This window comes from Pantoea sp. UBA5923 (genome assembly GCF_002431095.1).
Classification (GTDB): Bacteria; Pseudomonadota; Gammaproteobacteria; order Enterobacterales; family Enterobacteriaceae; genus Pantoea; species Pantoea piersonii.
Genome location: NZ_DJDN01000016.1, coordinates 40,989 through 47,597, shown reverse-complemented (window position 1 = coordinate 47,597; position 6,609 = coordinate 40,989). Strand labels below are relative to the sequence as shown.

6 protein-coding genes are annotated in these 6,609 nt (G+C 54.2%); 4 read left to right on the top strand and 2 right to left on the bottom strand.

The genetic code is table 11. The annotated features are described in order from the left end of the window. Positions 1–287 (bottom strand): putative sulfate exporter family transporter (locus tag B3797_RS03590; RefSeq protein WP_311790406.1); only part of this gene is annotated, 287 nt, incomplete at its 3' end. A 217-nt stretch (positions 288–504) separates the two neighbouring features. Between B3797_RS03590 and B3797_RS03585 the strand changes: the two genes are divergently transcribed. The 4 genes from B3797_RS03585 to B3797_RS03570 all read left to right on the top strand — a co-directional run bounded on the left by B3797_RS03585 (position 505) and on the right by B3797_RS03570 (position 4,451). Then, positions 505–1,104: a DsrE family protein gene (locus tag B3797_RS03585; protein ID WP_311790405.1), complete on the top strand. Its 600-nt coding sequence runs from the start codon at positions 505–507 to the stop codon at positions 1,102–1,104. Positions 1,105–1,497: 393 nt separating this feature from the next. After that, the gene (locus tag B3797_RS03580) at positions 1,498–2,682 is read left to right on the top strand and encodes a PLP-dependent aminotransferase family protein (RefSeq protein WP_311783680.1); all 1,185 of its coding nucleotides are present in this window, start codon (positions 1,498–1,500) and stop codon (positions 2,680–2,682) included. 4 nt (positions 2,683–2,686) lie between these two features. Further along, on the top strand, positions 2,687–3,721 hold the full coding sequence (locus tag B3797_RS03575; protein WP_311790404.1) for a LysR family transcriptional regulator: 1,035 nt from the start codon (positions 2,687–2,689) through the stop codon (positions 3,719–3,721). A 142-nt stretch (positions 3,722–3,863) separates the two neighbouring features. After that, positions 3,864–4,451, top strand: a complete 588-nt coding sequence (locus B3797_RS03570) for a DJ-1/PfpI family protein (RefSeq protein ID WP_311790403.1) — start codon at positions 3,864–3,866, stop codon at positions 4,449–4,451. Positions 4,452–4,528: 77 nt separating this feature from the next. Here B3797_RS03570 and B3797_RS03565 read toward each other — a convergent pair whose 3' ends face one another. Further along, a complete protein-coding gene (locus B3797_RS03565; RefSeq protein WP_311790402.1) occupies positions 4,529–6,556 on the bottom strand; it encodes a choline transporter in 2,028 nt (675 codons plus the stop codon). Between the last annotated feature and the right edge of the window lie 53 nt (positions 6,557–6,609).

Below are 6,609 nucleotides of genomic sequence, written 5' to 3'. Positions count from 1 at the left end.
TGCTGAAAGGTGAGGCGAAAACCGTAGAGAATGATCCCAAGGCGCAACAGCTTCTGTTTGGCAAACTGCACGCCTTCGTCGCAGTGCGTATGCAGAGCGGGATAAAGCGTATTACCGAGGATTATGCCGCCGATGATCGCCAGCGTCAGCGCGCCCAGCCCAAGCTGAGCCACAGACGGCAGGTTGCCAAGCCAGGCCGTAATCAGGGCGATAGCGGCGGTAAGCAGCAGACCGGGGGCAACATGCCTTAACCCGCTTTGGCATTTATGTAGCGTTAATGTAGTCATATCTTCTCCTCTGTGCCCTGATCATGGAGAAAAACGGCTACTAAGAAAAATTCATTATATTGTTAGAACAAATCTGAATAAGTGGTAAAGCGCGTCAAAAAGGGTGATATGGGCTTCAGACCAGGTTAAAAATTATCTGAACGACCACTATTCTGAAACGCGCTTCTCCGGCCATTCTGAGCCGCAAAGCGCTTTCACAAAATCCAGGGAGAACAGAATGCGTTCCGTTGTCATTAGCGCGATCGTTGCCGTTGCGGGCGGCATCGCTGGGGCAGCTCTGACCCAGAGTGATATGCTGCGGCCTGCAAAGCCGGCACTGTCGTCGTCGGTTGATCCGGATATGGGCTGGACAGCGCCTGCGGTAAGCGGCTATGGCAAAATCCACTACGAAGCGGACGCCGCGTTTCAGCCCAGCGCCGCGCTCAGCAACAAGGTGGTTTTTAAGGTAAGCCGCGGCGCGGAAAACCGGGGCCAGGTTAACCCGGCGCTGGAGCAGGTTGCGCAAGTAGTGAATACCTACGTGGCAGCGGGCGTACCGGTGCAGCAGTTGAAATTTGTGGTGGCGGTAAACGGCGAGGCGACGCCGGCGATGCTGGATAACGCTCATTTTAAAGAGCGCTTTGGTATGGATAACCCCAACCTCCCGCTTATCTCGGAACTGAAAAAACAGGGCGTTCAGGTTACCGTATGCGACCAGGCGCTGGCCTGGCACCGCTATGATCCGCGCTGGATTGCCAAGCCTTTGATCCATACTCTTTCGGCGCTCACGACGGTTACCACCCTGCAAAACCAGGGCTACGCGCTGCTGAGCATGTAATTACCTCCAGGTTAACGGAACGGCTGGCTGGCACGCGTAGAGGCGCTTTAATCTCTACGCGTGCTGGCTTAGTTCTCTTCTTAGCTAAAATGCTCTCTTTAACTCTATTCAGTTAAACGATCTTATTCCCGTTACGTAATGGCGGGTTTAAATAACCTGCGGCGTAAGCAGCTATGTTTTCCAGGCGCAATTATCCTGCTGCGAAATAAATGCGCGCCTCCCTGTTGACGATGAATTAAGCAAATAACGTAAGTAAAACCGCGGCTCATCATTAACCGCTGTAATAGTGGAAAAATTAATGCCGGGTTGCGCAGATAGAGCGCAGAAAGCCATTATCAGAATCAATGAACTGTGTTATCTAAACAGGGTTAAATTTAGAAAAAGGTAACATCTATGTTGTCGCACAACCTGGCCCACAGAGTTAAACATCTGCAATCATCTGCAATACGCGAGCTGCTGAAGCACAGCAAAATGGAAGGCGTTATATCCCTTGGCGGCGGTATCCCGAACCCAGATCTGTTCGATACCGAGGGGCTACAGATAGCGATGGACCGCCTGATGACAACAGATCGGCGCGACGCGTTTCAGTATGGACTCAGTGAAGGCGATCCGAAATTAAGAGAGGCGATCGCTCAGATTATGTCTGAACGCGGCATCGACTCGACGCCGGATGACATCGTCGTGACGTCTGGCTCTCAGCAGTCGCTGGATCTACTGGCGAGAGCGTTAATCAACCCCGGCGATACCATTGTTGTTGAGCGCCCAACCTATCTGGCCGCGCTTCAGGTCTTCCAGCTGGCGGAAGCCCGTCTGGCCTCTGTCGGCACCGATGGCGAAGGGATGATCGTTGACGAACTCGAAGAGCTAGTGAAACGGCAAAAGATCAAAGCCGTCTATATTGTGCCGACCTTTGGCAATCCCAGCGGCGTGACCCTCTCCGCCTCTCGCCGTCAGAAGCTGGTCGCGTTAGCGCAAGAGCACGATTTTATTATCTTCGAAGACGATCCCTACAGCGAAATTAACTTCACCAACGAAACGTTCAGGCCTCTCAAATCATTTGCGCAAGAGATAAAGGCAAGCGATCGCGTTATTTATACCTCGACCTTCTCAAAGATCCTGGCACCTGGCGCACGCGTAGGCTGGATTTCACTGCCCGACTGGCTGAAACAACAGGTGGTCATCCTTAAACAGGCGACAGACTTGCATACCAGCTCTTTGTCACAGTCCCTGACGCGTCACTATTTAGAAACCGGCAGATTAGCGTCGCAGATAGATTTAATCCGTACGGAATATAAAAAGAAATGCGATGCGCTTTGCGCGGCGCTTCAGTCTGAGATGGGTGAGCGTATTCGCTTCCATCGTCCGCTTGGTGGAATGTTTCTGTGGGCCACCTTTAACGATGAATTTAATACCACCGAATGGTTAAAATCGACCCTGCAAAATGGTGTGGTATACGTGCCTGGTGAATTCTTCTACTGTGATAATCCTGATAAATCAACGTTACGTTTATCGTATGTCACCGTTTCTGAAGATAATCTGCTAAAAGCAGCCCAGAGACTTAAAGCCTCGCTGCCCTAATCTAATGGTTAGCCGAAGCCCTTATTTTTTTAATAAGGGTTTCTCTCTCCCCGACCGCTCTTTTCTGTATCCATGCTGCTCTGTTAGATACACTGGGGGCACAGGCACCCTGCTTCGGTTAACCATGGCAACTGATACCCCGATTGAATTAAAGCATCTGCACACGCTGCTGGCCCTTAAGCGTACCGGCAGCCTGACGCGCGCCGCGATGGCGTTGCACGTTACGCAGTCCGCACTCTCACAGCAGATAAAATTTCTGGAAGATCACTACGGCATTACGCTGTTTTTAAGAAAAACATCGCCGGTTATCTTCACGCCTGCCGGTAAACGCCTGCTGCAGCTGGCGGAAAACGTTGTCCCTGCCTTGCAGGCGGCCGATCGCGATCTTTATCAGTTTGCAGACGGCCAGCGCGGTGTGCTGCGCGTCACGCTGGAGTGCCACACCTGCTACGAATGGCTGATGCCGGTGATGGATGCGTTCCGAAAAAAATGGGATGACGTTGAAGTTGAGATAGTTTCAGGGTTTCAGTCCGATCCGGTGGGGCTGCTGCTGCAAGACCGGGCCGATGTCGCCATCGTGGACGAGGTTGAAGAGACTGAAAATCTGGTTCACCACCATCTGTTTGAATATCAAATGCTCGGCGTTTTGCCGGTAAACCATCCCCTGGCCGCCCGGCCCTGGCTTGAGGCGGAAGACTTTGCTGATAAGACGTTGATCACCTATGCGGTGCCAGAGGAGCGTATTGATGTCATCAGAAAACTGCTTAAGCCGGCCGGCATTGCTGTTCGCCGTAAAACAACGGAGCTGACGATGGCCATCGTTCAGCAGGTTGCCAGCGAGCGCGGAATCGCAACCCTGCCTGTCTGGGCCGTGGCGAACTATGCGCAAAAAGGCTATGTAACGACCCTGCCGATCACCGAGTACGGGCTGTTTTCCGATATATGGCTGGCGGCGCTGCCTGAAAAGTCCGGGATCGACTATGTGAATGATTTTGTTGCCCTGGTAAGAGAGCATCACGCTGGAATGCGTTCGCATTAATCCGCTTCGCCTCTGGCTCGGTTTCAGGAAAGCCCTTTCCTCAGGCCAGGGATACTGTCAATTGCGGGATAACCAGGATATAAATGAAACGCTGTTTTAATTTTATTTGATCCGTTCCAGATGACAGTTGCAAGGAGAGAGGATGTCAAAGAAAGCTGCACTCTTACTGGCGCCCGGCTTTGAAGAAGCCGAGGCCTTTATTACCCTCGATATACTTAGCCGCCTGGGGATTGAGGTGAAGACCATCGCCTGCCATCCCGAGCGTCAGGTGGTCAGCTATCACGGTGTAGTCACGCTTGCCGATCTGCTGCTTGAAGAAAAGCAGCTCCCGCTGTTCGATGCGGTGATTATTCCCGGCGGCCCGGAAGGTACCACCAGCCTTGCCGCGAATCCGGCAGTCAGCGCGTTTATCCAGCGCCACGACGAGGCGGACAAGCTTATTGCGCCCATCTGTTCCGCAGCAGCGCGCGTGCTGGCGGGCAACGGACTGTTGAAGGGACGCCGCTACACCTGCTCCGGCGAGCTCTGGATGCAATATGAGGATGGCGAGTATGTGATGGCAGACGTGGTTGAGGATGGCAACCTGCTCAGCGGCAGAGGGCTGGGCGTCGCCTTTGATTTTGCTTTGACCCTGGCCGTTCGTCTGACCGGCAAAGCGGGCGCTGCGGATTTCCAGGCGGAGCATATCTACTATGACCGCTGGCGCAGCGCGCGAATGACTGGCGGGTAAAAGCGGCATCCTGCTCGCTTCTTCTGCGCGCCTTAGCGCGACAGTTTACCCTGTGGCCTGTAGCGCCAGCCGGGGCGTTACAGGCTGGGGAACGTTACGCTGTTGCCCGGCGCTTCACGATGAAGATGGATAAAGTTCAGGTGACGCTCGTACTGATCAAGAATATTGATAATCACCTGCTCTTTGCTGTAGTCCATCAGGTCGTTGCCCTGGCTCCCTTCCAGCAGGAAGGTTTCCAGCCGGTAATAGGTCGATTTACCGCTGCGCGCGCGGTAGGTAAAGCCCGGCACCGAATATTGCTGCGGCCACACCTGATAAACGAAATCCTGCTCTTCACCCAGGTTTACGCGCAAATCGATATAGCCCAGCGCGTTATCTTCTGCTTCATGGCGATCGAGCGTGACGCGACCACCACGCAGCTCCAGCTCTTTCGCAACCTCCTGCATCGCGGGAAAGATCACGCCGTCCATCATCTGCTGGGTATAGCGCGAGCCAGGGTAGTTCATCAGACGCGACAGGCGCTTTTTCCAGCTCAGACGATCGCTGCTGGCCGCCAGATAGGGTGCCGTATCGCGGCTGGCGCTGGCGCGGCGATAATCTTCCACCTTCAGCGATTTATAAAGACCGGCCATAACAAAGAAGATCACGAAGCTAAACGGCAGCCCCATAATCACCGTGGTGTTTTGCAGCGCGGAGATGCCGTTGGTCATCAGCATGCTCAGCGTCAGCACGCCAATGGCGACAGACCAGAAGATACGCAGCCAGTTCGGCGCATCGCTGTTGATATCCTTCAGCTTCGAGGTGAAGTTGCCGAGCACCAGCGAGCCTGAATCCGCCGACGTGACGTAAAACAGTATCCCGGTGATGGTCGCCACCGAAGCGCTCAGCTTAAAGGCGGGATACTGCTCCAGCAGCAGATAGAAGCCGCGTTCCGCATGCGCCATTACTTCCTGCGCAAATCCGGCGTTGCCGTGAATGATCTCATAGAGCGCGGCATTGCCGAATACCGACAGCCACAGCAGCGTGAAGGTAAAAGGAATAATCAGCGTGCCCAGCACGAACTCGCGAATGGTGCGCCCGCGTGAAATGCGCGCCAGGAACAGGCCGACGAACGGCGACCAGGCGACCCACCACGCCCAGAAGAAGAGCGTCCAGCTGTTCATCCACTGCGTGGGGCGATCAAAAGCGAACGTATTAAGCGTCATGCCCATAAAACGGTTGATATAGTCGCCGACGTTGAGCACCAGCGCGTTAAGCAGAAAATCGGTTTTGCCGAAAAATAGCACGAACAGGATCAGGCCAAGCGCCAGCGCCACGTTCAGTTCAGAGAGAATGCGAATGCCCTTATCGACGCCGGACGTGACCGAAATAGTAGCGATAACGACCGACAGCACGATCAGCGCGGTCTGCGCCGCCAGCCCCTCGGGAATATTGAACAGAACGTTCAGGCCGTAATTGAGCTGTACGACGCCGATGCCCAGCGTGGTGGCGATGCCGAAAATCGTACCGACCACCGCTGCGATATCGACGGTATGTCCGATAGGGCCGTTAATACGTTTGCCGAAGATAGGATAGAGCGCCGAGCGGATGGTAAGCGGCAGGTTGTAGCGATAGCTGAAGTAGCCCAGCGCGATGCCCATTAGCGCATACATCGACCATCCCGTCAGGCCGTAGTGGAAAAGCGTCCAGACCATTGCCTGACGCGCGGCTTCAAGCGTTTGCCCCGCCCCTTCCGGGGGCTGCATATACTGCGTCACCGGTTCAGCCACCGAGAAAAACATCAGGTCGATACCGATGCCCGCGGCAAACAGCATGGCGGACCAGCTCAGCAGGCTAAACTCCGGCTTTGACTGTTCCGGGCCGAGCTTAATTGCGCCAAAGCGCGAACAGGCCATAAACAGCACGAATACGATGTAAAGCGTAGCGGCCAGCATGTAATACCAGCCGAACGTAGACGATACCCAGTTCACTGCCGCCTGGATCCATGCGCCGGCCTGTTCGCTGTAGAGTATCGTCACCAGTGAAAATGTCAGAATCAGCCCGGCCGAAAAATAGAACACTACGGGATTGATTCTGTCCTTTTCACTTGCAGGTGGATTAGTCATCAGTTACCTCTGGTTTATAATAAATTCAACAGGTTATATTGTCCTCCGCGTGT

Excerpts from the sequence above, each read along its gene's own strand:
- B3797_RS03585 (WP_311790405.1), top strand. The coding sequence starts at position 505 with ATGCGTTCCGTTGTCATTAGCGCGATCGTTGCCGTTGCGGGCGGCATC.
- B3797_RS03580 (WP_311783680.1), top strand. The coding sequence starts at position 1,498 with ATGTTGTCGCACAACCTGGCCCACAGAGTTAAACATCTGCAATCATCT.
- B3797_RS03575 (WP_311790404.1), top strand. The coding sequence starts at position 2,687 with ATGGTTAGCCGAAGCCCTTATTTTTTTAATAAGGGTTTCTCTCTCCCC.
- B3797_RS03570 (WP_311790403.1), top strand. The coding sequence starts at position 3,864 with ATGTCAAAGAAAGCTGCACTCTTACTGGCGCCCGGCTTTGAAGAAGCC.
- B3797_RS03565 (WP_311790402.1), bottom strand. The coding sequence starts at position 6,556 with ATGACTAATCCACCTGCAAGTGAAAAGGACAGAATCAATCCCGTAGTG.